The sequence below is a fragment of the Streptomyces sp. NBC_00457 genome (genome assembly GCF_036014015.1).
GTDB lineage: Bacteria > Actinomycetota > Actinomycetes > Streptomycetales > Streptomycetaceae > Streptomyces.
The window spans coordinates 7,851,342-7,874,616 of the sequence record NZ_CP107905.1; the positions used below are offsets into that span (position 1 = coordinate 7,851,342).

Below are 23,275 nucleotides of genomic sequence, written 5' to 3' on the forward strand. Positions count from 1 at the left end.
CCGCCCACAACGAATAACCCGCACCCCACTAGGCGGAACCCAAAAATCCGCACATGCTGCCAAACATGACAGCAAACCTGATGCAACGTCAGCTGACGAGACGTCAAATCCTAGGCATGGCGGCACTGCAGACCGCCGCCACCCTCGGCTTCACCCGCATCGCCCTCCAGTCCTCCCACGCCGCCGAGCCCGACGCAGTCGATTCCGCCCCGGCGATAGTCATCGGCTCCGGCTACGGCGGCGCCGTAGCCGCCCTCCGCCTCGGCCAGGCCGGCATCCGCACCCTCGTCCTGGAGATGGGCAGGCTGTGGAACACCCCCGGCGCCGACGGCAAGGTCTTCTGCTCCACCAGCGCCCCCGACCAGCGCTCCATGTGGTTCCGCACCCGCACCGAGGCCCCGCTGTCGACGTTCCTCTGGCTGGACGTCGTCAACAAGGACATCAACCCCTACCCGGGAGTCCTGGACCGCGTCCGCTACGACGCCATGTCCGTGTACGTCGGCCGCGGCGTCGGCGGCGGCTCCCTGGTCAACGGCGGTATGGCGGTCACCCCGCTCCAGTCGTACTTCGCCGAGCAGTTCCCGACCGTCGACACCGCCGAGATGTACCGCACGTACTTCCCGCGCGCCCGTTCCATGCTCGGCGTCAACACCGTCGACCCCGCCTGGTTCGAGTCGACCGAGTGGTACCGGTTCTCCAGGATCTCCCGCAAGCACGCCCAGAACACCGGCCTGAAGACCACCTTCGTGCCGAACGTCTACGACTTCGGCCACATGCAGCGCGAGGCGGCCGGCACGGCGACCAGGTCCGCGCTCGCGGGCGAGGTCATCTACGGCAACAACCACGGCAAGCGCAGCCTCGACAAGACGTACCTCGCCTCGGCCCTCGGCACCGGCAACGTCACCATCCACACGCTGGAGAAGGTGACCGGGATACGGCGGGACACCGACGGCTCGTACCTGCTCACCGCCGACCGGATCGACGACACCGGCGCGGTCGTCGGGACCAAGGAGTACGGCTGCACGTACCTCTTCCTCGGCGGCGGCAGCCTCGGCACCACCGAACTCCTCGTCCGCGCACGGGAATCGGGCACCCTGCCCGCGCTGAACGCGACCGTAGGCACCGGCTGGGGCACCAACGGCAATGTGATGCTGGGCCGCGCCAACCACCTGTGGGACACGGTCGGCGCCAACCAGTCGACCATGCCGGTCATGGGCATCGACGACTGGGCCAATGCCGCCAACCCCGTCTTCGCCGAGATCGCCCCGCTGCCGACGGGGCTTGAGCACTGGGTCAGCCTCTATCTGGCGATCACCAAGAACCCCGAGCGCGCGTCGTTCTCGTACCGGAACGGCTCGGTGAAGCTCGGCTGGACCGCCGGACAGAGCGCGGTCTCGGTCGGCATGGCCAAAAAGCTCTTCGACCGGATCAACGCGGCGAACGCGACGATCTACCGCTACGACCTCTTCGGCTCCGGCAACAAGGTCTTCGCCGACGACTTCACCTACCACCCGCTGGGCGGCTGCGTGCTGGGGAAGGCGACCGACAACTACGGCCGGGTGAAGGGGTATTCGAAGCTGTACGTCACCGACGGCTCGCTCGTGCCCGGGTCGATCGGGGTGAACCCGTTCGTGACGATCACCGCGCTCGCCGAACGGACGATGGCGCGGGTCCTCGCCGAGGACGCCGCGCCATGAGATCCCAAGTGCCGGTCTACTTCTGGTAGATGGCCTCGATCTCGTCCGCGTAGTCCTTCGCCACCACATTGCGCTTGAGCTTCAGCGACGGCGTCAGGTGGCCCGAATCCTCGGTGAACTGGGAGGACAGAATGCGGAACTTCCGCACCGATTCCGCCTTCGACACCGCGGCGTTGCCGTCGTCGACAGCGCTCTGGATCTCCGCGAGCAGATCCGGGTCCTGACGCAGCGACGCCGCGGTGGAGCCCTCAGGCTTGCCGTGCTCGGCCGCCCAGCGGCCCAGGAACTCCTCGTCGATGGTGATCAGCGCGCCGACGAACGGCCGCGCGTCACCGACCACCATGCACTCCGCGACCAGCGCATGCGCGCGGATCCGGTCCTCGATCACGGCCGGGGCGACGTTCTTGCCGCCCGCGGTGACGATGATCTCCTTCTTGCGGCCGGTGATCCGGAGGTAGCCGTCCTCGTCGAGGGTGCCGATGTCCCCGGTGTGGAACCAGCCGTCGGCCAGCGCCTCCTCGGTCGCGCCCGGGTTGTTCCAGTACTCCGTGAAGATGTGCTCGCCGTGCAGCAGCACCTCACCGTCGTCCGCGATCCGCACCACGGAGCCCGGCAGCGGCTGGCCGACCGTGCCGATCTTCTGCCGGTCCCAGGGGTTGAAGGTGGTCGCGGCGCAGGACTCGGTCAGGCCGTAGCCCTCCACGACCGGGAAGCCGATGCCGCGGAAGAAGTGGCCCAGGCGCTCGCCCAGCGGGGCGCCGCCGGAGATGGCGTACTCACCCTTGCCACCGAGCACCGCGCGCAGCTTGCTGTAGACCAGCTTGTCGAAGGTCTTGTGCTTGATCTTCAGGCCGAGCGACGGGCCCGACGGGGTGTCCAGCGCCTTGCTGTACGCGATCGCGGTGTCCGTGGCCTTGTCGAAGATCTTGCCCTTGCCGTCCGCCTGCGCCTTGGCGCGTGCGCTGTTGTAGACCTTCTCGAAGACGCGCGGCACGCCCAGGATCAGCGTCGGCCGGAACGAGGCCAGCTCGTCGGTGAGGTTCTTGATGTCGGGGACGTTGCCCAGCTTGATCGGCGCCATCATCGGCGCGACCTGCACGAGCCGGCCGAAGACGTGCGCCAGCGGGAGGAAGAGCAGGACGGAGCACTCGCCGGTGCGGAAGAGAGGCCGCATCCGCTCCACGATGTTCCCGCACTCGGCGAAGAAGTTGCGGTGGGTGAGCACACAGCCCTTGGGCCGCCCGGTGGTGCCGCTCGTGTACACGATGGACGCCGGGTCGTCGGCCTTCGCCAGCGAACCGCGCTCCTCGACCGTCTCGTCGGACACGTCCTGCCCGAGCCGGCCCAGCTCCTCGACCCCGCCGGCCTCGATCTGCCAGACGTGCTTCAGAGCGGGCAGCCGGTCGCGCACCGACTCGACGGCGGCCGCGTGGCTGTCCGTCTCCACGACACAGGCCGTGGCGCCCGAGTCACCGAGGATCCACTGCGTCTGCTCCGGCGAACTGGTCTCGTACACCGGCACGGTGACCGCGCCCGCGCACCAGATCGCGAAGTCGAGCAGCGTCCACTCGTAGCGGGTACGGGACATCAGGCCGACCCGGTCACCCGGCAGCACACCGGACGCGATCAGGCCCTTGGCGGCCGCGTGCACCTCCGCCAGGAAGGCGGTGGCCGTCACGTCCTGCCACACACCGCCCACCTTGCGGGCGATCACGGCGACGTCGGGATGCTGCGCGGCGTTTCTACGGACGATGTCGGTGAGATTGCCGTCCGCAGGGACTTCGTACAGAGCCGGAAGGCTGAACTCGCGCAAGACTGCTGCTCCTCATAGGGCGCCGGCGCCACGACGTTGTACTCGATGATTGAAACCCTGAGTACTAGTGGACTGCCCGGACGTTACCCGCCGGTATGGCTTCTTCGACAGGGGGTCCCGGCGAGATGTTCGCTGCGTCACACAGATTGGTGTTCCTTCTTGCACAGTAGTTCACGGTTCTGATGCCGTGCCAGTAACCGCAGGTCCAGCCTGCACTGTTCACGTACATCGCACAGGCCTACCCTTGATCGCCATGGCACCCTCACGACCCGGTAACCGCAGGGCACGCATTCATGTGGTCAGTGACGTGCACGGCAACGTCCGTGACCTGGCCAGAGCCGGTGACGGTGCGGACGCCCTGATCTGCCTCGGCGACCTGGTGCTGTTCCTCGACTACGCCGACCACTCGCGCGGTATCTTCCCCGACCTGTTCGGCGTGGAGAACGCCGACCGCATCGTCGAGCTGCGCACCGCCCGGCGCTTCGAGGAGGCACGGGAGTTCGGGGCGAGCCTGTGGGCGGGCATCGGCGGGGACCGCGCCGCCGCGATCGAGAAGGCGGTGCGCAAGCAGTACGCCGAGATGTTCGCGGTGTTCCCGACGCCGACGTACGCGACCTACGGCAATGTCGACATGCCGCCTTTGTGGGCCGAGTACGCCGGGCCGGGCACGACCGTCCTCGACGGGGAGCGGGTGGAGATCGGCGGCCGGGTCTTCGGCTTCGTCGGCGGCGGACTCCGCACGCCCATGCGCACGCCGTACGAGATCAGCGACGAGGAATACGCGGCGAAGATCGAGGCGGTGGGGGAGGTGGACGTGCTCTGCACGCACATCCCTCCGGAGGTCCCCGAGCTGGTCTACGACACCGTGGCGCGACGTTTCGAGCGCGGCAGCCGGGCGCTGCTGGCGGCGATCCGCCGTACCAGGCCGCGCTACGCCCTGTTCGGCCACGTCCACCAACCCCTCGTCCGCCGGATGCGGCTCGGGGCGACGGAGTGCGTGAACGTGGGGCACTTCGCGGGCACGGGGAAGCCGTGGGCGCTGGAGTGGTGAGCGGTTTCCGGCAAGGCGGGCCATGGGGGTGAAGTCGGCAGATCGGGTGCGCGGTAGCCTTCACGCTGCACACACAGTGCGTATGAGATCTGGACGATCTACCGGCCCGCATCTGGAGGAGCCACGGCGATGGCGGAACACACCAGCTCGAGCATCACGATCGAGGCGGCACCGGCCGACGTCATGGGGGTGATCGCCGACTTCGCCCGCTACCCGGACTGGACCGGCGAGGTGAAGGAGGCGGAAGTCCTCCGGACGGACGGGCAGGGGCGTGCCGAGGAGGTCCGCCTGGTCATGGACGCCGGGGCGATCAAGGACGACCAGACGCTGGCGTACACCTGGACCGGTGAGCACGAGGTGTCGTGGACGCTGGTGAAGTCCCAGATGCTGCGGTCCCTCGACGGCTCCTACATCCTCAAGCCGGCCGGCGCGGGTTCGACCGAGGTCACCTACCAGCTGACCGTCGACGTCAAGATCCCCATGCTCGGCATGATCAAGCGCAAGGCCGAGAAGGTCATCACGGACAGGGCGCTGGCGGGACTGAAGAAGAGGGTGGAGTCGGGGCAGTAGGGGGCTCATCCGCGGTGCGCGGGCTGCGGCCGAGTGGGGGCTGGTCGCGCAGTTCCCCGCGCCCCTAGGGCGTTGCAGCGGGCGGCGCCCACCCAGCAGGCGCCGGGCCGGCTCCGCTAAACTGCGGGCATTCGCCCGCCCAAGCTGCGGGCATGCGTGCCGCCTGGGGCGGCACGGGTGGGCGCAGGCGGCATCCCGTCAGCGCCGGGCCGCGCGACCCACCCCCGGTCCGCACCAGCGCCGGGCACCCTTGATACGAGGGCTGGGCGTCACGTCCGTTACGGTTCGAACCCATGCGCACCATCCTGATCACCGGCCCGGGCGGCAGCGGCCGTACGACCGTCGCCGCCGCCACCGCACTCGCCGCCGCCCGCGACGGCATCGAGACGCTGGTGCTGAGCGGCGATCGGACGGACACGCTCGGGGCCGCCCTGGGGACGAGCGTCGGTCCGGCCCCGAACCGCGTCGCCCCGCACCTGACCGCCTGGCGCCCGGACGCCGCCGGCGCGTTCCGGGACGACCTCGCCGCCTTCCAGGAACGCGCGACCGCGGCCTTCGACCTGCTCGGCGCCTCACGGCTGGACCCGGAGGAAGTCAACCCCCTCCCCGGCGCGGAAGAGCTCACGCTGCTGCGTGCCCTGCGGGACGCCGCGCTCGCGGAGGCGCACGAACTGCTCGTCGTAGACCTCCCGGCCGTCCCCGACGCCCTGGCCCTCCTCTCGCTGCCCGAGGAGCTCCGCCGCTACCTGCGCCGCCTCCTCCCGCCCGAACGGCAGGCGGCCCGCGCCCTGCGCCCCGTGCTGGGGCGGCTCGCCGGGGTCCCCCTGCCCGCGGAGTGGCTGTACGAGACCGCCGCCCGCTGGGACACCGAGCTGGCCGCCGTCGAGGCCGTCGTCGCCGACCGGAACACCGTCGTACGACTGGTCGCCGAGCCCGGTCCGAGCGGCGCCGACGCCGTACGCACCGCCACCCTCGCCCTCGCCCTGCGCGGCCTGCGCCCCGACGTCCTCGTCGCCAACCGCGTCCTGCCCGACACCGCCGCCGACGACTGGCTCGCCGGTCCCGTCGCCCAGCAGCGCAAGGCACTGGAGGAGTGGGAGGGGTCGTACGAGATCCAGAACGTCGCCCACCTGGGACGGGATCCGCGCGGCAGCGACGACCTCACCGCCCTCACCGTCCCCGGTGTCAACACACGCCCCTCCACCGTCGAGTGGCCGGTCACCGACCAGCTCGCCGACGACGGCGGCAGCCGGGTCCTCGTCTGGCACATCCCGCTGCCCGGCGCCCAGCGGGACGACCTGGACCTCGTCCGGCGCGGCGACGAACTCGTCGTCACCGCAGGGCAGTTCCGGCGTATCCTCCCGCTGCCGTCCGCCCTGCGCCGCTGCACCGTCGACGGCGCCGCCCTGCGCGACGGCGAGCTGCGCATCCGATGCGTGCCGGACCCCGATCAATGGCCCCGGACCCGGTGAAACCGGTACGCCCGTTCGGGTAACGTCGTAGAGACGAACCGTAGTCAGGAGAGTCCGCCATGAGCGAAGAGCGCCCCGCGTCCGACCCCGCTCAGGAGAAGCTCGAGAAGTACGAGACCGCAGAGCGGGAAGCTGTCGACGAGGTCCGCGCGACCGACGCCGACGCCTGGGCGACAGCGTGTGCCGAGGATCTCGCGGCGGAGAAGGCCCGCCGCCGCACCGCCTACGGCCCGCCTCCGGGTTCGGCCGCCGAGGAACTGCGCAAGCTCGTCGACACCGTCGCGGACAAGCTGTCCGGTCTGCAGTCACCGCTGCTCGGCGCGGTCGCCGGACCCGCCGCCGAGCAGGTGGTGCGCCAGGTCGTCCAGCAGGCCAAGGCCGCGGTGGAGCCCGTGATCGAGCGCAACCCGGACGTCTTCGACCACCTCGCGGCCGCCGGCAACGAACTCCTCGCCGCCTACCGCTCCGCCGTCCAGGCCCAGGAGCAGCGCTGGACCGGCCGCATGGACGAACTGAACGAGTCCGCCGACCGGGACGACCCCGACGACCCCGACGAGGGCACCGGCCCCGGCCAACGCATCGACTTGGACTGACGCCCCCCTCGGGTACGGTTGGCCGTAGCGGGGCTCGACCGAAACTGAGGGATTCATGGGACTCACCATCGGCGTCGATATCGGCGGCACGAAGATCGCGGCCGGTGTGGTCGACGAGGAAGGCAACATCCTCTCGACCCACAAGGTGCCGACCCCGGGCACGCCCGAAGGCATCGTGGACGCCATCGCCGCTGCCGTGGAGGGTGCGCGCGCCGGGCACGACATCGTCGGCGTGGGCATCGGTGCCGCCGGATACGTCAACCGTCAGCGCTCCGAGGTCTACTTCGCCCCCAACATCCACTGGCGCAACGAGCCGCTGAAGGAGAAGGTCGAGGCCCGCGTGGGTCTCCCGGTCGTCGTCGAGAACGACGCCAACGCGGCCGCCTGGGGCGAGTACAAGTTCGGCGCGGGCAAGGGCCACCGCAACGTCATCTGCATCACGCTCGGCACCGGCCTCGGCGGCGGCATCATCATCGGCAACAAACTGCGCCGCGGCCACTTCGGCGTCGCCGCCGAGTTCGGCCACATCCGCATGGTCCCGGACGGGCTGCTCTGCGGCTGCGGCTCACAGGGCTGCTGGGAGCAGTACGCCTCCGGCCGCGCCCTGGTGAGGTACGCCAAGCAGCGCGCCAACGCCACCCCCGAGAACGCCGAGCTCCTGCTGGGCATGGGCGACGGCACCCCCGACGGCATCGAGGGCAAGCACATCTCCATGGCCGCCCGCCAGGGCGACCCCGTCGCCGTCGACTCCTACCGCGAGCTCGCCCGCTGGGCCGGCGCCGGCCTCGCCGACCTCGCCTCCCTCTTCGACCCCTCCGCCTTCATCGTCGGCGGCGGCCTCTCCGACGAGGGCGAACTCGTCCTCGACCCCATCCGCAAGTCCTACAAGCGCTGGCTGGTAGGCGGCAACTGGCGCCCGGTGGCGGACGTGATCGCGGCACAGCTGGGGAACAAGGCGGGGCTGGTGGGCGCGGCGGACTTGGCGAGAGAGCCCGACCCGGTCATGTAACGCCGTGACGTTGACGCCCGTAGGGGCGCGGGGCTGTATAGATGTGCGGCTCCGCCGCGTGGGCGCGACCAGCCACCACGAACCGGCAGTCGCGCACAATCCTCGCGCCCCGACCCACTGGGCGTAAATTGATCCACATGGCGCTGCTACCCAACTCCCGCACCGAGCCCGACGGTTCCGCCCTCATCCGCGTCCTGAGCTACAACATCCGCTCGATGCGAGACGACACGGACGCCCTCGCCCGCGTGATCACCGCCTGCGCCCCCGACCTGGTCCTGATCCAAGAAGCCCCCCGCTTCTTCCGCTGGCGCAAGAAACTCGCCCGCTTGGCCCGCGCGGCGAACCTCGTCGTCCTCACCGGCGGAGCCACCGCCGCCGGACCCGCGATTCTCTGCGACCTCCGTGCCACCGTCGAGCGGACCGAGGACGTCCTCCTCCCGCTCATCCCCGGCCAGCACCGCCGCGGCTTCGCCACCGCCGTCGTCCGCTTCGGCGGCGCCCGCGTCGGTGTCCTCAGCTGCCACCTCAGCCTCCAGAAGGACGAGCGGTACGACCAGAGCGGCATGCTCCTCGACCGCCTCGCCGGCATGGACGTGGACCACGCGATCGCGGGCGGTGACCTCAACGAACGTCCAGAGGGCCGTGCCTTCACCCGCATCACCGACACCCTCCAGGACTGCCGGTCCACCGCCCCCTGGGGCGCCGAGCACACCTGGATCCGCGACGCACCCCACCGCCGTATCGACGCCATCTTCGCCACGAAGGGCATCGAGGTGCTGGGCTGCGGCGTGCCTGCGGGCCACCCCGGAGTGACCGACGCAGACCTGAGGGCCGCGACGGATCACCTCCCTGTGCTGGCGGCATTGCGCGTACCCGCAACCTGAGCCCCATCCGTCGGACGGAGTCCGGCGCAGCCGCCCGAAGCCTGGGAGGCCCCCTGGGGCCGAGCAGTGCGAGGGTGGCATCAAAGAGGTTCTGCCCTGAGGGCGGCCACGGACCATCTCCCGGTCCTGGCCGCCCTCAGAATCCCGGCGAGCTGGAAGAAAGAACCCCGGCGGGTCAGACGACCGCTCCCCGCCCCGGATCGTCGTCGTCCTCGTCGTCCGTCCGCATCCGCATCACCAGCGTGGCGAAGCCGCCGACGAAGCCGCCGATGCCGAGTGTGGTGAGCCACCAGGTCATCTCCCAGCCGAGGAGGACCGCGAGCAGCAGCAGAAGCGGACCGCCGATGACGCCGAGCCAGGCGAACTTGGCGGTGGCGTCGGCGGCAGGGAGCGGCGGAGGCTCGGGCGGTACGAAGTGGCCCTCGTCGTCCTCCTCGAAGTCGTCCTCGGAGGGCTCGGGCGCGGTGTAGTCCCGGGGGCCGATGCCGGGCGCGAAGGAGACGGAGCTGCCGAGCGGCTCGGCGGGCTTCGCCGCCTCGTCCTCACCGTCCTTGTCCTTGGAGCCTTTCGTGGCGCCCTTCGTGGATTCCTTGGTCTCCTCGGCGCTCTCGTCGTTGGTCTCCGGCTCCAGCAGCGCCAGGTCCTCGACGGACTTGAACGGCTTGGCACCCGGCGGGTCCTTCGGCTCCTCGCCGTACCCCGCGACGATCGCCTCCCAGGCGGCGGTCTCGTCGAAGGGCACGCCCTGCTCGTCCGGCTCGCGGTCCTCACGGTCGGAGTCGTGCTCAGCCACCTGCGGCCGTCCCTTCCTTGCCGAGACTGGGTGCGAGCCGGCCGATGAACGCGAAGCTCTCCGCGAAGATCCGGTCCGCATCGTGGTCCAACGTCGCCACGTGGTAGCTCTGTTCCAGCAGGATCTCCCGGACGTCCGTCGACGAGACCCGGCTGAGGATCCGCGCGGAGTCGGCGGGCGGCACGACATGGTCCTGAGGGCTGCGCAGGAGCAGCATCGGCTGGGTGACCTGCGGCAGTTCGCCGTCGACCAGCTGGAAGAACCGGCGCAGGGAGTGCGCGGCATGCAGCGGCACCTTGTCGTACCCGACCTCCGCGCTGCCGGGCAGGGCGATGTCGCTGGCGATCCCCTTCGTCGTACGGACGAGATGGCGGGCCACCGGAAGGGCGTACGCCGTGAGGCCGTGCACCTTGTTGGCCGGGTTGACGACCACGACGCCGCTGATCGCGTCCCCGTGCTTGGCGGCCAGCCGCAGCGCCAGCGCGCCGCCCATGGACAGGCCCGCGACGAACACCTGCGTGCAGCGCTCGCGCAGGGCGCGCAGCTCGCGGTCCACCTCCGCGTACCAGTCCTGCCAGCCGGTGAGCTGCATGTCCTCCCAGCGAGTGCCGTGCCCGGGCAGCAGCGGCAGCGAGACGGTCAGGCCGCGCTCGGCGAGATACCCCGCCCAGGGACGCAGCGACTGCGGCGAGCCGGTGAAGCCGTGGCAAAGGAGGACGCCGACCTCCCCGCCCTCGTGGCGGAACGGCTCGGCTCCAGGGAGGAGCGGCACCTTGGGTCTCCTGTCGATGAGCGTGTCTGAGAAAGGCGGTGTGCTTCACCGTACGCGACCGCACTGACACCGACCAGGGCCGTCGGGTCCATTGACAGTGCGCCGGGTTAAGGTCTGATCGACGGACACGGGAGGCACTCGGTTGTTGTACGGCACGATGAAGGTCGCTGTTGGGGGACCGCTCAAGGTCGCCTTCAGGCCCTGGGTGGAAGGCCTGGAGAACGTCCCCGCCGAGGGCCCCGCGATCCTGGCGAGCAACCACCTGTCGTTCTCGGACTCGTTCTTCCTGCCCGCGGTCCTCGACCGCAAGGTCACCTTCATCGCGAAGGCCGAGTACTTCACCACCCCCGGACTCAAGGGCCGGATGACCGCCGCCTTCTTCAAGGGCGTCGGTCAGCTCCCCGTGGACCGCTCCGGTGCGCGCGGCGCCGGCGAGGCCGCGATCAAGAGCGGTATCGACGTGCTGGAGCGAGGTGAGCTGTTCGGCATCTACCCGGAGGGCACGCGCTCGCCCGACGGCCGCCTCTACCGGGGCAAGCCCGGCGGCCTCGCGCGCGTGGCGCTCGCGTCCGGCGCGCCGGTCATCCCGGTCGCCATGATCGACACGGAGAAGATCCAGCCGCCGGGGAAGGTGATGCCGAAGCTGATGCGTCCCGGCATCCGCATCGGCAAGCCGCTGGACTTCAGCCGGTACAGCGGCATGGAGCACGACCGCTTCGTACTACGCGCGGTGACCGACGAGGTCATGTACGAGATCATGAAGCTCTCCGGCCAGGAGTACGTCGACATCTACGCGACCGCCGCCAAGCGCCAGATCGCCGAGGCGGTCAAGGCCGTCGAGGACGCGGAGAAGGCGGCCAAGGCCGCACTCGCGCAGGCGGAGAAGGAACGGGCCGAGAAGGAGAAGTCCGGGTCCTAGGCAGGGCAGTCTCGGACTCTCGACACCGGCTGGAGCGCCCCGGAGGCGAACGACTAAAAAAAGGGGGGACACGTGACCAAGCGCGAGCGCGTCATGCGGATGTCGGTCGAGCAGCCGCTGTGGCGTGCCCTCACCGGCTACCGGATCCTGACGCTGTTGTACGCGATCGGGCTGTTCGCCACGTCCTACCACGAGTTCACCCGCCCCTGGGTGGCCATCGCGTACTACGCCGTGCTGTCTGTCTGGACGTTCGCGACCCTGCCCCGGGTGGCGAACGCGGCGAGCTGCACCAAGCGGTTCCTCGCCGTCGACCTCACCATCGCGCTCACCGGCATCCTGCTCACCGGGCTCGCCGTCAGCACCGAGCGGATCGAAGCCGGCGGCTCGACGCTGCCGTCGATATGGACCGCCGGGTCGGTGCTCGCGTTCGCCATCAAGGGCGGCTGGCGCTGGGCGGTCTTCGCCTCCACGCCGGTCGCCGTCGCCAACCTGATCTACCGCGGCGCCCCCGCGCGCGACACCGTCCACAACGTGATCCTCGTCTGGGTCGCGTCCATCGCCATCGGCTACGTCGTCGAGGTCGCCCGCGCCTCCGAGCGCACCCTCGCCCGCGCCCTGGAGATCGAGGCCGCCACCCGCGAACGGGAGCGGCTCGCCCGGGACATCCACGACAGCGTCCTCCAGGTCCTGGCGATGGTGCAGCGGCGCGGCTCGGTGCTCGGCGGCGAGGCGGCCGAGCTGGGCCGGATGGCGGGCGAGCAGGAGGTGGCGCTGCGCACGCTGGTCTCCGGCGGCATGGTGCCCGTCTCCCGGGTGTCGGAGGACGCCGCCGCGGGGGCGGTCGTACGAACGGTCGAAGAGCCGGACGAGGACGGGCCGGTGGACCTGCGTTCACTGCTCGCCCCCTACGCGGGCGCCCGCGTCAGCCTCGCCGAGCCCGGCGCCCCCGTGCCGTTGCCGCCGGCCGCCGCGAAGGAGCTGGCCGCCGCCGTAGGGGCCGCCCTGGACAACGTACGCAAGCATGCCGGGGAGGACGCCCGCGCCTGGATCCTGGTCGAGGACGAGCCCGACGAGGTCGTCGTGACCGTACGGGACGACGGGCCCGGCATCCCCGAGGGGCGGCTCGCGCAGGCCGAGGGGGAGGGGCGGCTCGGGGTCGCCCTGTCGATCCGGGGGCGGCTGCGGGACCTCGGCGGCAGCGCCGAGCTGATCTCGGTGCCGGGGCAGGGCACGGAGGTCGAACTGAAGATGCCGAAGAAGAAGATCCCAGGGGGGACGCGATGAGCGAGCGGCAGGGCCCGATCAAGGTGATGGTGGTCGACGACCACCCGATGTGGCGCGACGCCGTCGCCCGCGACCTCGGCGAGTCCGGCTTCGACGTGGTGGCCACCGCGGGCGACGGCGACCAGGCCGTACGCCGGGCCAAGGCCGCCGGGCCGGACGTCCTGGTGCTCGACCTCAACCTCCCCGCCAAGCCGGGCGTCCAGGTCTGCAAGGAACTCGTCGGCCACAACCCGGCGTTGCGTGTCCTGGTGCTGTCCGCGAGCGGTGAGCACGCCGACGTACTGGAGGCGGTGAAGTCGGGCGCGACCGGCTATCTGCTGAAGTCGGCCTCGACCGAGGAACTGCTCGACGCGGTGCGCCGTACGGCCGTCGGCGACCCGGTGTTCACGCCCGGCCTGGCCGGACTCGTCCTCGGCGAGTACCGGCGGCTGGCCTCCGAGCCCCTGCCCGCCGCGGCGGACACCGAGCACCCCAAGGCCCCGCAGCTCACCGAGCGGGAGACCGAGGTACTGCGGCTGGTCGCCAAGGGCCTGAGCTACAAGCAGATCGCCGAACGCCTCGTGATCTCCCACCGCACGGTGCAGAACCACGTGCAGAACACCCTCGGCAAGCTCCAGCTGCACAATCGCGTGGAACTCGTGCGGTACGCCATAGAGCGCGGACTTGACGACGAGTAAACCAACCGCCCGCTGATTCACCGGAATTGCCCTTCCGACCCATCCCTTGGTGACCTGGATCACTATTAGCGTTGCCTCACCAGGCAACCGCGGCGAAGGGACATTTCCATGCGGGTCGGAGTACTGACCGGAGGCGGCGACTGCCCCGGGCTCAACGCCGTCATCCGGGCGATCGTCCGCAAGGGCGTGCAGGAGTACCACTACGACTTCGTCGGCTTCCGGGACGGCTGGCGCGGTCCCCTCGAGAACGACACCGTCCGGCTGGACATCCCCGCCGTACGCGGCATCCTGCCCCGCGGCGGCACCATCCTCGGCTCCTCGCGGACCAATCCGCTCAAGCAGGAAGACGGCATCCGCCGCGTCAAGGAGAACCTCGCCAAGCAGGACGTCGAGGCGCTCATCGTGATCGGCGGCGAGGACACCCTCGGTGTCGCCGGGCGCCTGTCCGACGAGTACGGCATGCCGTGCGTCGGCGTCCCGAAGACCATCGACAACGACCTGTCCGCCACCGACTACACCTTCGGCTTCGACACCGCGGTCAGCATCGCCACGGAGGCCATCGACCGCCTGCACACCACCGCCGAGTCCCACATGCGCGTCCTGGTCTGCGAGGTCATGGGCCGGCACGCGGGCTGGATCGCCATCCACTCCGGGCTCGCGGGCGGCGCCAACGTCATCCTCATCCCCGAGCAGCGCTTCGACGTCGACCAGGTGTGCGCCTGGGTGACGTCCCGCTTCAAGGCGTCGTACGCCCCGATCGTGGTCGTCGCCGAGGGCGCCATGCCCAAGGACGGCGACATGGTGCTCAAGGACCAGTCCCTCGACTCCTTCGGCCATGTGCGGCTGTCCGGCGTCGGCGAGTGGCTGGCCAAGGAGATCGAGAAGCGCACCGGCAAGGAGGCCCGCACCACCGTTCTCGGGCACATCCAGCGCGGCGGCACGCCCAGCGCCTTCGACCGCTGGCTCGCCACCCGCTTCGGACTGCACGCCATCGAGGCCGTCCGCGACGGCGACTTCGGCAAGATGGTCGCCCTGCGTGGCACGGACATCGTCCGCGTCCCGATCGCCGAGGCCACGGCCAAGCTGAAGACGGTCGACCCGAAGCTGTACGAGGAGGTCGGGGTCTTCTTCGGCTGACAGCGACGGCTCGGTGCCGGGGCGTACGGGCCCCGGCACCGAGCCGCCGGTCACGCCTGATCGAGCGCGACCACGGAAGTGAGCAGTTCCGCCACGATCCCCGTGCCGTCGAGTGTGAGCACCGACTCGGGATGGAACTGGGTCGAGGCGAACCCGGGCCCGCGCAACGCGTGCACCTCGCCGTTCGCGGCCCGGCTGACCTCGATGCCGTGCTCGCTCAGCTCCGCGTACGCCTCGTCGTCGCAGCGCGCCACGAAGCTGTTGTAGAAGCCGACCGTCTCCGGCCGCCCGAACAGGTCGATCGTCGTCTGCGCCCCCTGGTACGGCACTTCCTTCCGTACGATCTCCAGCCCCGACTCGGCCGCGATCAGCTCGTGCCCGAGGCAGACGCCGAGCACGCCGTGGCCGTTCGCGGTGGTGCGGAGCACCTCGGCGGTGAGGCCGCGCAGGAAGCTCATCTTGGGGTCGGTGAGGTCGGACGGGTCACCGGGGCCGGGTCCGAGCACGACCGGTCCCTCGTGCGCGAGCACCGCCTCCCGCAGTCCCGGCTCGTCGTACCGCCGTACGGTCACCTCCAGGCCGCTCGACCGCAGCACGTGCGCGAGCATCGCCGTGAAGGTGTCCTCCCCGTCGACGACCAGGGCGTGCCCGGTGAGTTCGTCGGAGCGCTCCTGCATCCGCAGCCAGAACGGCGCCAGCGAGGCCCGGCGCCCGTCGAGCGCGGCACGCACGCGTGGGTCGTCGGCGAGACGCACGCGCGCGTGCCGCTCACGCGGCCGGGACGGACGTACGCCCAGAGCCGTCAGCACACCCGCGGCCTTCGCATGTGTCTCCGCGACCTCGCTCGCCGGGTCCGAACCGCGTACGAGCGTGGCGCCGACCGGCACCCGCAGCCGGCCGTCGGCGTCGATGTCGGCGGTGCGGATGAGGATGGGGGAGTCGAGGGTCTGGGCGCCGCCGGAGTCCTTGCCGAGGAGGGCCAGCGCGCCCGCGTAGTAGCCCCGCCCGCCCACCTCGTGCCGCTCGATGACCCGGCAGGCGTTCTGCACCGGCGAGCCGGTCACCGTCGCCGCGAACATCGTCTCCTTCAGGACCTCCCGCACATCCAGCGAGGACCGGCCGCGCAACTCGTACTCGGTGTGGGCGAGATGAGCCATCTCCTTCAGCCGCGGCCCCACGACGACCCCGCCCATGTCGCCCACCGTGCACATCATCTTGAGCTCCTCGTCGACGACCATCGACAGCTCCTCGATCTCCTTGCCGTCGGCGAGAAAGTCCAGCAGATGCTCGGGGGTGGGGCCTTCGGCCGGGTAGCGGTACGTCCCACTGATCGGGTTCATGACGACCGTGCCGCCGGACATGCGGACGTGCACCTCGGGGCTCGCGCCGACCAGGGTGCGGTCCCCGGTGTGGACGACGAACGTCCAGTACGCGCCCCGCTCGCCCTCCAGGAGCCGCCGGAACAGCGCCAGCGCGTCGGCCCGTCCGAACCCCGGGATCTCACCCTCGTACGTCCGCCGGATGACGAAGTTGGCGCCCTCGCCCGCGCCGATCTCCTCGTGCAGCACCCGCCCCACGATCCGCGCGTACTCCTCGTCGGCCACGTCGAAGCCGCCGTCCTCGACCCGAACCTCGTGCGCCGGGAGCTGGGCGAGAGCTTCGGCGAGCGGGATCTCGTACGTCTCCTCCGGCACCAGCACCGACAGGGGCGTCCCGTCGTCGCGGACCTCGAAGCCGCGCTCGCGGATCTGCCGGAAGGGGACGAGCGCCAGGCCGTGCTCGGGGAGGTCGGCGAGGCGGTCGTGCGTGCCGACCGGGCCGAGCAGGACCTCGACCGTGTCGTGGTCGTGGCCCGGGGTGCGGCGGCGCAGCAGGGCGAAGGGACGGGGATCGTCCAGCAGGTGGAGCAGGTTCATCGGTCGTGTTCCCTCTCGGAAGGAGAGACGACCTCAGCGCCGGAAAACACCGAAGGCCGCCCCTCGGGCGGCCTTCGCGAAGTTTTGCGTACGCGCAGTCAGTGGGCCGCCGGATGAGCGGTCCACCACCAGGTCTGGGTCGAATGCGCGAACATGGGGCGCAGAATACCCCACGTGCGCCTGGGCGTGCGGGTGTCTCACCTGTCGGGCCGCACGAAAATCACTCGACACGACCCCGTAATGTTGAGGACGTGACCGTGAACGCTAAGACCAGCGCCAGCGCTGGCAACACCTGGCGAGACCTGCCCGCGGCGCAGCAGCCCGAGTACCCCGACCTTGAGGCTCTGCGCGCAGTCGTTGCGGACCTCGAGTCGTATCCGCCGCTCGTCTTCGCGGGCGAGTGCGACCAGCTGCGCGCCCGGATGGCGGCCGTCGCCAAGGGAGAGGCGTTCCTTCTCCAGGGCGGCGACTGCGCCGAGGCCTTCGACGGCGTGTCCGCGGACCAGATCCGCAACAAGCTCAAGACCCTGCTCCAGATGGGCGCCGTGCTGACGTACGCCGCGTCCGTGCCCGTGGTGAAGGTCGGCCGCATCGCCGGCCAGTACTCGAAGCCGCGCTCCAAGAACACCGAGACCCGTGACGGTGTGACCCTGCCGACGTACCGCGGCGACTCGGTCAACGGCTTCGACTTCAACGAGGCCGCCCGCGTCCCGGACCCCGAGCGCCTGAAGCGGATGTACAACGCCTCCGCCTCCACGCTCAACCTGGTCCGCGCCTTCACCACCGGCGGCTACGCGGATCTGCGCCAGGTGCACGCCTGGAACCAGGACTTCGTGAAGTCGTCCCCCTCCGGCCAGCGCTACGAACAGCTCGCGCGCGAGATCGACCAGGCGCTGAACTTCATGCACGCCTGCGGGGCCGACCCGGAGGAGTTCAAGACGGTCGAGTTCTACTCCTCGCACGAGGCGCTGCTGCTCGACTACGAGTCGGCGCTGACCCGCGTGGACTCGCGCACCGGGCAGCTGTACGACGTCTCCGCGCACATGGTGTGGGTCGGTGAGCGCACCCGGCAGCTCGACGGCGCGCACATCGAGTTCGCCTCGAGGATCCGCAACCCGATCGGCATCAAGCTCGGCCCGACCACGACGGCCGAGGAGGCGCTGCAGTACATCGAGCGTCTGGACCCCGACCGTGAGCCGGGCCGGCTGACCTTCATCGTGCGGATGGGCGCGGACAAGATCCGCGACCGGCTGCCGGAGCTGGTGGAGAAGGTCACGGCGTCGGGTGCGACGGTGGCCTGGGTGACCGACCCGATGCACGGCAACACCTTCGAGGCGGCTTCCGGCCACAAGACCCGCCGCTTCGACGACGTGCTCGACGAGGTCAAGGGCTTCTTCGAGGTCCACAAGGGCCTGGGCACCCACCCGGGCGGCATCCACGTCGAGCTCACCGGTGACGACGTCACCGAGTGCGTGGGCGGCGGCGACGAGATCTTCGTCGACGATCTGCACCAGCGCTACGAGACGGCCTGCGACCCCCGCCTCAACCGCAGCCAGTCTCTCGACCTGGCCTTCCTTGTCGCCGAGATGTACAGGGACCAGTGACGGTAGCGCCTGTTACAGGGGCATGAAGTAGGGCGTGGATCACATACGATCCACGCCCTACAGCACTTTTGGGCTGCCTGTGCGACGGGTAAGGTTAGGTTAGCCTCACCGATCATCGGGATGGCACGACCTTACGAACGCCCGTCGGGAGGTGAACCGCGTGTACGTCTGCAACTGCTTCGGCGTGACCGAGGCGCAGGTGAAGAAGCACGCGGAGGGCGGCGCCTGCACCCCCCGCCAGATAGCCTCGGCCTGCAAGGCAGGCACGGACTGCGGGTCGTGCGTCCGCCGGATCCAGGCACTGCTGGGCAGGGGTGCCTGCCCGCGCGGTGAGCTGGTCGACCGGGGCGAGCCGGTCCTCGCTGAGCTGGAAGAGCTGGAAGAAGCCGCGTAGCCGGGCCGCTCGGGCTGCTTTTGACTCGGCTGCTCGATATCCGCTGCTAGCTGGGCTGCTCGATCTGCTGCGCGATGTACAGCGCCTCGCCGAGCTTGTCGATGAGCGCCAGCTGCGTGTCCAGATAGTCGATGTGGTGCTCCTCGTCCTCGAGGATCGACTCGAAGATGTTCGCGGACGTGACGTCGCCCTTGGTGCGCATCACCTCGATACCCCGCTTGAGGCGGTCGATCGCCTCGACCTCCACCTGCCGGTCGGCCTGGAACATCTCGGTGACCGTCTGGCCGACCCGCACATGGAACAGCCGCTGGTAGTTGGGTAGGCCGTCCAGCATGAGGATGCGCTCGGTGATCTTGTCCGCGTGCTTCATCTCGTCGATGGACTCTTCACGCGTGTACTTGGCGAGCTTCGTCCAGCCGTTGTTGTCCTGGATCCGGTAGTGCAGCCAGTACTGGTTGATCGCCGTCAGCTCACCGGTGAGCTGTTCGTTCAGAAACTCGAGAACCTCGGGGTCGCCCTGCATCGCAGAGGCTCCTTCCAAGCGGGGGAACTGGCAGGTTGCGCCGCATCCTTGCACCGGCGACGAAGATCGTCCAGTAAGTCTTCACTTAGTAAGTAAGGGCATGCTTAGTCCGATATGTACGGTCCAGGGCGGTCAGGTGCACTGCCTCGGGTCTGTCAGGATGGAGACATGGGTCAGCCGGTGGAGCGCGAATCTGGAGGAACGGCACAGCCGGAGCTTCCGCCGGGGCAGCGAGTGCAGCGCGGCTGGCCGGTCACGCACTACGGTCCCGTCCCCAAGTTCCGGCCCGAGCGCTGGGAGTTCAGGGTCTTCGGCGCGACCGCGGACGGCGAGAAGGACTCCTGGACCCATGAGGAGTTCACGGCCCTGCCGTACACCACCGTCGTGGCCGATCTGCACTGCGTGACGAAGTTCAGCATGCTCGGCGCGGAATGGGGCGGGATTCCGGCCCGTACGATCCTCGAGATCGCCCCGCCCGCACCCGAGGTCACCCATGTGATGGTGTGGGCCGAGTACGGATTCAGCTCCAACCTGCGCCTCGAGGACTTCGCCGCCGAGCGCACGATCTTCGCCACCCACAAGGACGGCGAACTCCTCACCGCCGAGCACGGCTTCCCGCTCCGCCTCGTCGTCCCCCATCTGTACGCCTGGAAGGGTCCCAAATGGGTGCGCGGGGTGGAGTACATGACCGCCGACCGCCGTGGCTTCTGGGAGGAGCGCGGCTATCACAACCTCGGCGATCCCTGGAAGGAACAGCGGTACTCCTACCAGGAGGAGCCCGGGGACGGCCCCGAGCTCTGAGCTCTCCTGGCGTACCGGTCAGTGGTGGTACTGGTGCACCACCGCATGTCCCTTGCCCCGGCCGATCATTCACTTGTTGACCGGCGTCGTCAGGACGAAGGCGACGGCCAGTGCGACCGCCAGCACCCACCAGAACATCGGGTCGGCGAGCCCGGCGTCCACGGTGACCGTGACTGGCGCGGAGGTGCCGTCCGCGCCGGTAAGCTCGTTGCCGGTTACTACGACAACCATGCAGGGAGCCCCGGGTGGCCGTCTTCAACGTGATCTTCTCGGAGGCCGCGGCGCGCGTGCGCGACAGTCTTCCGGACGACCGCCTTGAGGTGCTTCAGCGCGGGCTTGCCATACTGGCCAAGGATCCCCGCATCAAGATCTCCGCGGCGATTTCCGGCGACGAGAACACACGCTCGCTCGCGCTGACCCACACCATGGCAGTCGAGTACGTCATCAGTGATGGTCTCCTGATCGTGCTCGTGGTCCACCTCGTCGACACGTCGCACGTCCTGTTCGAGACCGAGGACTGATCCGGCGCCTCAATCGCGGAGTTTCTTCAGCCGCTCCACGTCCGCCGCGTGCCCCTGCTTGCCGCCGGGCGTCTCGATGATCAGCGGGACGCCCTCGGTGGCGGGGTGGGTCATCAGTGCGCGGAACGGGTCCTCGCCGATGTGACCCGCGCCGATGTTCTCGTGGCGGTCCTTGTGGGCGCCGACCACGTCCTTGGAGTCATTGGCGTGGATCAGCTTCAGCCGGCCCTCGCCGACCGTGTCCACCAGCAGATCGAGCGTCTGGTGCATACCGCTCGGCCCGGTGAGGTCGTGTCCGGCGGCGAAGATGTGGCAGGTGTCCAGGCAGACGCCCAGCATCGGATGGGCGTCCAGCGCCTCGAAGTACGGTCCGAAGTCCCAGGTGCGTGAGCAGAGCGAGGAACCCTGGCCCGCTGTCGACTCCAGCAGCAGATACGGGTCGTCGTCGTGGGTCAGCTCGTCCAGCAGCGGCAGCAGGTACTCGCGTACCTGCTTCAGCGCCACGGCACGGTCCCGGCCGCCGGTCGCGCTGCCCGTGTGCACGACCACGCCCAGCGCCCCGATCTCCCGCCCGCGCCGCAGCGAGTGCCGCAGGGACTCCACCGACTTCTCCGCGGTCGCCTCGGTGTGCGAACCGAAGTTGATCAGGTACGGGGCATGGACGTACGCCGGGATCGACTCGGCGGCGCAGGCCGCCCGGAACTCTTCGTCCTGCCGCGGGTTTCCGACGGGCGTGGCCCAGCCGCGCGGGTTGGCGACGAAGACCTGCACGGTCTCGGCCTTGAGGTCACGGGCGTATGTCAGGCCTACGGAGTTCAGGCCCCCGGCGACGGGGACATGTCCGCCGACGGGGTTGCGCGGTTGCTTGCCGGTCATTCTGTTCGCGGGTCCCGTCAGCGGATCTGGATGGTGATCGTCGACCCCTTGGGGGCCGTCTTGCCACCCTTCACGGACTGCTTCTTGACGGTGTCGCCGAACAGTCCGAGCAGACCGCGATCCTCGTCGACCTGGAATCCGGCGGCCTCCAGTGCGGCCTTGGCGTCGTCGACGCTGTCGCCGACCACGTCCGGGACCTCGACCATCTCCGGGCCCTTGGACAGCGTCAGCGTCACCGTGTCGCCCTCGGCGGCCTCGCTGCCGGCGGCCGGGGACTGGCGCGCGACCTGGCCCTTGTCGAACTCCGAGGTGACCTGCTCGGCAGCGACCCGCACCTTCAGGCCGGCCTCCTCCAGCTCCGCCTTCGCGTCCTGAAGGCTCGCGCCGGCGACGTCGGCGACCTCCACCGGGCTGCCCTTGCTGACGGTGAGCGCGACCGCGGAGCCGGAGCGCCGCGTGGTGCCCGAGCCCGGGTCGGTGCTGATCACGAAGCCCGCCTCGACGTCCTCGCTGAACTCCCGGGTCACCATGCCCGGCGCCAGCCCTTCCTGCTTCAGCACGGACCGCGCCCGGTCGAGCCGGTAGCCCTCCACATCGGGCACCTTCACGTTCTGCGGGCCGTCGGAGATCGTGAGCGTCACGGAGTCGTTCTGCCGTATCCGGTCACCCACCTCCGGATCGGTGCTGATGACCGAACCGCGCTTCACGGTGTCGCTGTACGCGTGCTTGACCTGGCCGACCTCGAGACCGGCCGACTCCAGCCGCTCCCGGGCCTGCGCCTCCGTCTTCGTCACCAGCGCGGGGACCCGGGTGAACTGGCCGGAGTTGATGTACCAGATACCGGCGCCCACGCCGAAGACCAGCAGGACGGCCGCGATGATCGTGAACAGCCGTCCCCTGGGCGGGGCGGAGCGGCGCGACGGCAGGGGCGGCGGGCTCTGGAAGCGGCTCGTGCGGTGGACCTCGGGCTCGTCCTCGTTCACCGGGAGGGTCAGCGCACGCGGGATCACGCTCGTACGGTCGTCCGCGTTGAGGTGTCCGGACGTGATCGCCTGCGGCGGCACCGCGTCCAGCTGCTCCGCGTTGAGCGCGCCGCGGGTCTCGCGCGCGTGGGCGAGCAGCGCCACGGCGTCGTACGGCCGGATGTCGGGGTTGCGGGCGGTGGCCGACGCCATCAGCGCGTCCAGCTCGTACGGCAGCCCCGGGACGGCGGCCGACGGGGGAGGGACGTCCTCGTGCAGGTGCTTGTAGAGCACGATCGCGGGATTTTCGCCCTGGTGCGGCCGGTCGCCCGTCAGCATCTCGTAGAGCATCACGCCGCACGCGTACACGTCGACGCGCGGGTCGGTGGTGCCGTGCTCGATCTGCTCGGGGGCGAGATAGGAAACCGTTCCGAGGACCGCGCCGGTGGTGTTGGTGACCGTGTCCACGGCCCGCACCAGCCCGAAGTCGGCGACCTTGACCCGGCCGTCGTCTCCTATCAGCACGTTCTCCGGCTTCATGTCGCGGTGCACGAACCCGGCGCGGTGCGCTGCACCCAGCGCGGCGAGCACCGGCTCCAGGATGTCGAACGCGGCACGCGGCTGGAGCGCCCCGCGCTCGCGCAGTACGTCACGGAGCGTGCAGCCCGCGACGTACTCCATGGCCAGATAGACGTACGACCCGTCGGTTCCCTGGTCGAAGACCTGCACCACGTTCGGATGAGCCAGTCGCGCCACGGACTTCGCCTCGCGGATGAACCGCTCCACGAAGGAGCCGTCGGCCGCGAGTGTGGGGTGCATCACCTTGAGTGCGAGGACACGGTCGAGCCGGGTGTCCACGGCCCGGTAGACCGTGGCCATCCCGCCGACGGCGATCCGCGCGTCCACGCGATAGCGGCCGTCGAGCACCTGCCCGACCAACGGGTCCTGAAGGGTCGTATCCACGCAGGTGAGTCTACGATCCACCGCTGACACAACCGCCGTTTCGG

At 69.9% G+C, this 23,275-nt stretch carries 24 protein-coding genes; 15 read left to right on the top strand and 9 right to left on the bottom strand.

Features of this window, described 5'->3' with window-relative positions:
- Window positions 1-116: 116 nt before the first annotated feature.
- On the top strand, window positions 117-1,697 hold the full coding sequence (locus OG828_RS35840) for a GMC oxidoreductase (protein ID WP_328441097.1): 1,581 nt from the start codon (window positions 117-119) through the stop codon (window positions 1,695-1,697).
- Window positions 1,698-1,713: 16 nt separating this feature from the next.
- Here the strand turns inward: OG828_RS35840 and OG828_RS35845 are convergent, their stop codons facing one another.
- A complete protein-coding gene (locus OG828_RS35845; RefSeq protein ID WP_328366148.1) occupies window positions 1,714-3,510 on the bottom strand; it encodes an AMP-dependent synthetase/ligase in 1,797 nt (598 codons plus the stop codon).
- A 253-nt stretch (window positions 3,511-3,763) separates the two neighbouring features.
- On the opposite strand from OG828_RS35845, the gene OG828_RS35850 reads away from it, so the two are divergent.
- The 6 genes from OG828_RS35850 (at window position 3,764) to OG828_RS35875 (ending at window position 9,089) form a co-directional block, all read left to right on the top strand.
- Window positions 3,764-4,561: a metallophosphoesterase family protein gene (locus OG828_RS35850; RefSeq protein WP_328366151.1), complete on the top strand. Its 798-nt coding sequence runs from the start codon at window positions 3,764-3,766 to the stop codon at window positions 4,559-4,561.
- A 129-nt stretch (window positions 4,562-4,690) separates the two neighbouring features.
- The gene (locus OG828_RS35855) at window positions 4,691-5,131 is read left to right on the top strand and encodes an SRPBCC family protein (RefSeq protein ID WP_328503517.1); all 441 of its coding nucleotides are present in this window, start codon (window positions 4,691-4,693) and stop codon (window positions 5,129-5,131) included.
- Between the two features lie 293 nt (window positions 5,132-5,424).
- Window positions 5,425-6,603 carry an ArsA family ATPase gene (locus tag OG828_RS35860; protein WP_328503518.1) on the top strand — a complete coding sequence of 393 codons (1,179 nt, stop codon included), beginning with the start codon at window positions 5,425-5,427 and terminating at the stop codon, window positions 6,601-6,603.
- A gap of 59 nt (window positions 6,604-6,662) precedes the next feature.
- Entirely contained in the window at window positions 6,663-7,196 is a 534-nt protein-coding gene (locus tag OG828_RS35865) for a DUF5304 domain-containing protein (protein ID WP_328441100.1), read from the top strand.
- Window positions 7,197-7,251: 55 nt separating this feature from the next.
- On the top strand, window positions 7,252-8,205 hold the full coding sequence (locus OG828_RS35870) for an ROK family glucokinase (RefSeq protein WP_328366162.1): 954 nt from the start codon (window positions 7,252-7,254) through the stop codon (window positions 8,203-8,205).
- Window positions 8,206-8,342: 137 nt separating this feature from the next.
- Window positions 8,343-9,089 (top strand): endonuclease/exonuclease/phosphatase family protein, encoded by a 747-nt coding sequence (locus OG828_RS35875; RefSeq protein WP_328503519.1) that lies wholly within the window; start codon window positions 8,343-8,345, stop codon window positions 9,087-9,089.
- A gap of 175 nt (window positions 9,090-9,264) precedes the next feature.
- Here OG828_RS35875 and OG828_RS35880 read toward each other — a convergent pair whose 3' ends face one another.
- Complete coding sequence (locus tag OG828_RS35880; protein WP_328366167.1) at window positions 9,265-9,882, bottom strand: hypothetical protein; 618 nt, start codon at window positions 9,880-9,882, stop codon at window positions 9,265-9,267.
- Window positions 9,875-10,654 carry an alpha/beta hydrolase gene (locus tag OG828_RS35885; RefSeq protein ID WP_210576165.1) on the bottom strand — a complete coding sequence of 260 codons (780 nt, stop codon included), beginning with the start codon at window positions 10,652-10,654 and terminating at the stop codon, window positions 9,875-9,877. Before OG828_RS35885 ends, OG828_RS35880 begins: the two co-directional genes overlap by 8 nt.
- Before the next feature lie 157 nt (window positions 10,655-10,811).
- Here OG828_RS35885 and OG828_RS35890 point away from each other — a divergent pair, with 157 nt between their 5' ends.
- From OG828_RS35890 to OG828_RS35905, 4 genes are all read left to right on the top strand, one after another.
- Window positions 10,812-11,573, top strand: coding sequence for a lysophospholipid acyltransferase family protein (locus OG828_RS35890; protein WP_328503520.1), 762 nt, complete (start codon window positions 10,812-10,814; stop codon window positions 11,571-11,573).
- 72 nt (window positions 11,574-11,645) lie between these two features.
- Window positions 11,646-12,857 carry a MacS family sensor histidine kinase gene (gene macS / locus OG828_RS35895; protein WP_328503521.1) on the top strand — a complete coding sequence of 404 codons (1,212 nt, stop codon included), beginning with the start codon at window positions 11,646-11,648 and terminating at the stop codon, window positions 12,855-12,857.
- Window positions 12,854-13,534, top strand: coding sequence for a response regulator transcription factor (locus tag OG828_RS35900; RefSeq protein ID WP_328366176.1), 681 nt, complete (start codon window positions 12,854-12,856; stop codon window positions 13,532-13,534). The genes macS and OG828_RS35900 overlap by 4 nt, the downstream gene beginning before the upstream one ends.
- Before the next feature lie 108 nt (window positions 13,535-13,642).
- On the top strand, window positions 13,643-14,671 hold the full coding sequence (locus OG828_RS35905) for a 6-phosphofructokinase (protein WP_210576162.1): 1,029 nt from the start codon (window positions 13,643-13,645) through the stop codon (window positions 14,669-14,671).
- A 50-nt stretch (window positions 14,672-14,721) separates the two neighbouring features.
- Here the strand turns inward: OG828_RS35905 and OG828_RS35910 are convergent, their stop codons facing one another.
- Window positions 14,722-16,587 (bottom strand): anthranilate synthase family protein, encoded by a 1,866-nt coding sequence (locus OG828_RS35910; protein WP_328503522.1) that lies wholly within the window; start codon window positions 16,585-16,587, stop codon window positions 14,722-14,724.
- Between the two features lie 98 nt (window positions 16,588-16,685).
- Window positions 16,686-16,742, bottom strand: a complete 57-nt coding sequence (locus OG828_RS49665) for a trp operon leader peptide (RefSeq protein ID WP_073723848.1) — start codon at window positions 16,740-16,742, stop codon at window positions 16,686-16,688.
- 96 nt (window positions 16,743-16,838) lie between these two features.
- Between OG828_RS49665 and OG828_RS35915 the strand changes: the two genes are divergently transcribed.
- Window positions 16,839-18,191, top strand: a complete 1,353-nt coding sequence (locus OG828_RS35915; protein WP_210576159.1) for a class II 3-deoxy-7-phosphoheptulonate synthase — start codon at window positions 16,839-16,841, stop codon at window positions 18,189-18,191.
- A gap of 151 nt (window positions 18,192-18,342) precedes the next feature.
- Window positions 18,343-18,585, top strand: coding sequence for a (2Fe-2S)-binding protein (locus tag OG828_RS35920; RefSeq protein WP_328366186.1), 243 nt, complete (start codon window positions 18,343-18,345; stop codon window positions 18,583-18,585).
- 46 nt (window positions 18,586-18,631) lie between these two features.
- Here OG828_RS35920 and bfr read toward each other — a convergent pair whose 3' ends face one another.
- Entirely contained in the window at window positions 18,632-19,108 is a 477-nt protein-coding gene (bfr, locus tag OG828_RS35925) for a bacterioferritin (protein WP_328503523.1), read from the bottom strand.
- A 168-nt stretch (window positions 19,109-19,276) separates the two neighbouring features.
- Between bfr and OG828_RS35930 the strand changes: the two genes are divergently transcribed.
- Window positions 19,277-19,909, top strand: a complete 633-nt coding sequence (locus OG828_RS35930; protein WP_328366191.1) for a sulfite oxidase-like oxidoreductase — start codon at window positions 19,277-19,279, stop codon at window positions 19,907-19,909.
- Between the two features lie 69 nt (window positions 19,910-19,978).
- On the opposite strand, the gene OG828_RS49670 is transcribed toward OG828_RS35930, so the two are convergent.
- The gene (locus OG828_RS49670; protein WP_443060222.1) at window positions 19,979-20,140 is read right to left on the bottom strand and encodes a DUF4396 domain-containing protein; all 162 of its coding nucleotides are present in this window, start codon (window positions 20,138-20,140) and stop codon (window positions 19,979-19,981) included.
- Between the two features lie 14 nt (window positions 20,141-20,154).
- On the opposite strand from OG828_RS49670, the gene OG828_RS35940 reads away from it, so the two are divergent.
- Complete coding sequence (locus tag OG828_RS35940; RefSeq protein WP_328366192.1) at window positions 20,155-20,430, top strand: hypothetical protein; 276 nt, start codon at window positions 20,155-20,157, stop codon at window positions 20,428-20,430.
- A 9-nt stretch (window positions 20,431-20,439) separates the two neighbouring features.
- Here the strand turns inward: OG828_RS35940 and OG828_RS35945 are convergent, their stop codons facing one another.
- Together OG828_RS35945 and pknB are read right to left on the bottom strand one after the other, a co-directional pair.
- Window positions 20,440-21,306 (bottom strand): deoxyribonuclease IV, encoded by an 867-nt coding sequence (locus OG828_RS35945; protein WP_328366195.1) that lies wholly within the window; start codon window positions 21,304-21,306, stop codon window positions 20,440-20,442.
- A 17-nt stretch (window positions 21,307-21,323) separates the two neighbouring features.
- A complete protein-coding gene (pknB, locus tag OG828_RS35950; protein WP_328503524.1) occupies window positions 21,324-23,231 on the bottom strand; it encodes a Stk1 family PASTA domain-containing Ser/Thr kinase in 1,908 nt (635 codons plus the stop codon).
- Between the last annotated feature and the right edge of the window lie 44 nt (window positions 23,232-23,275).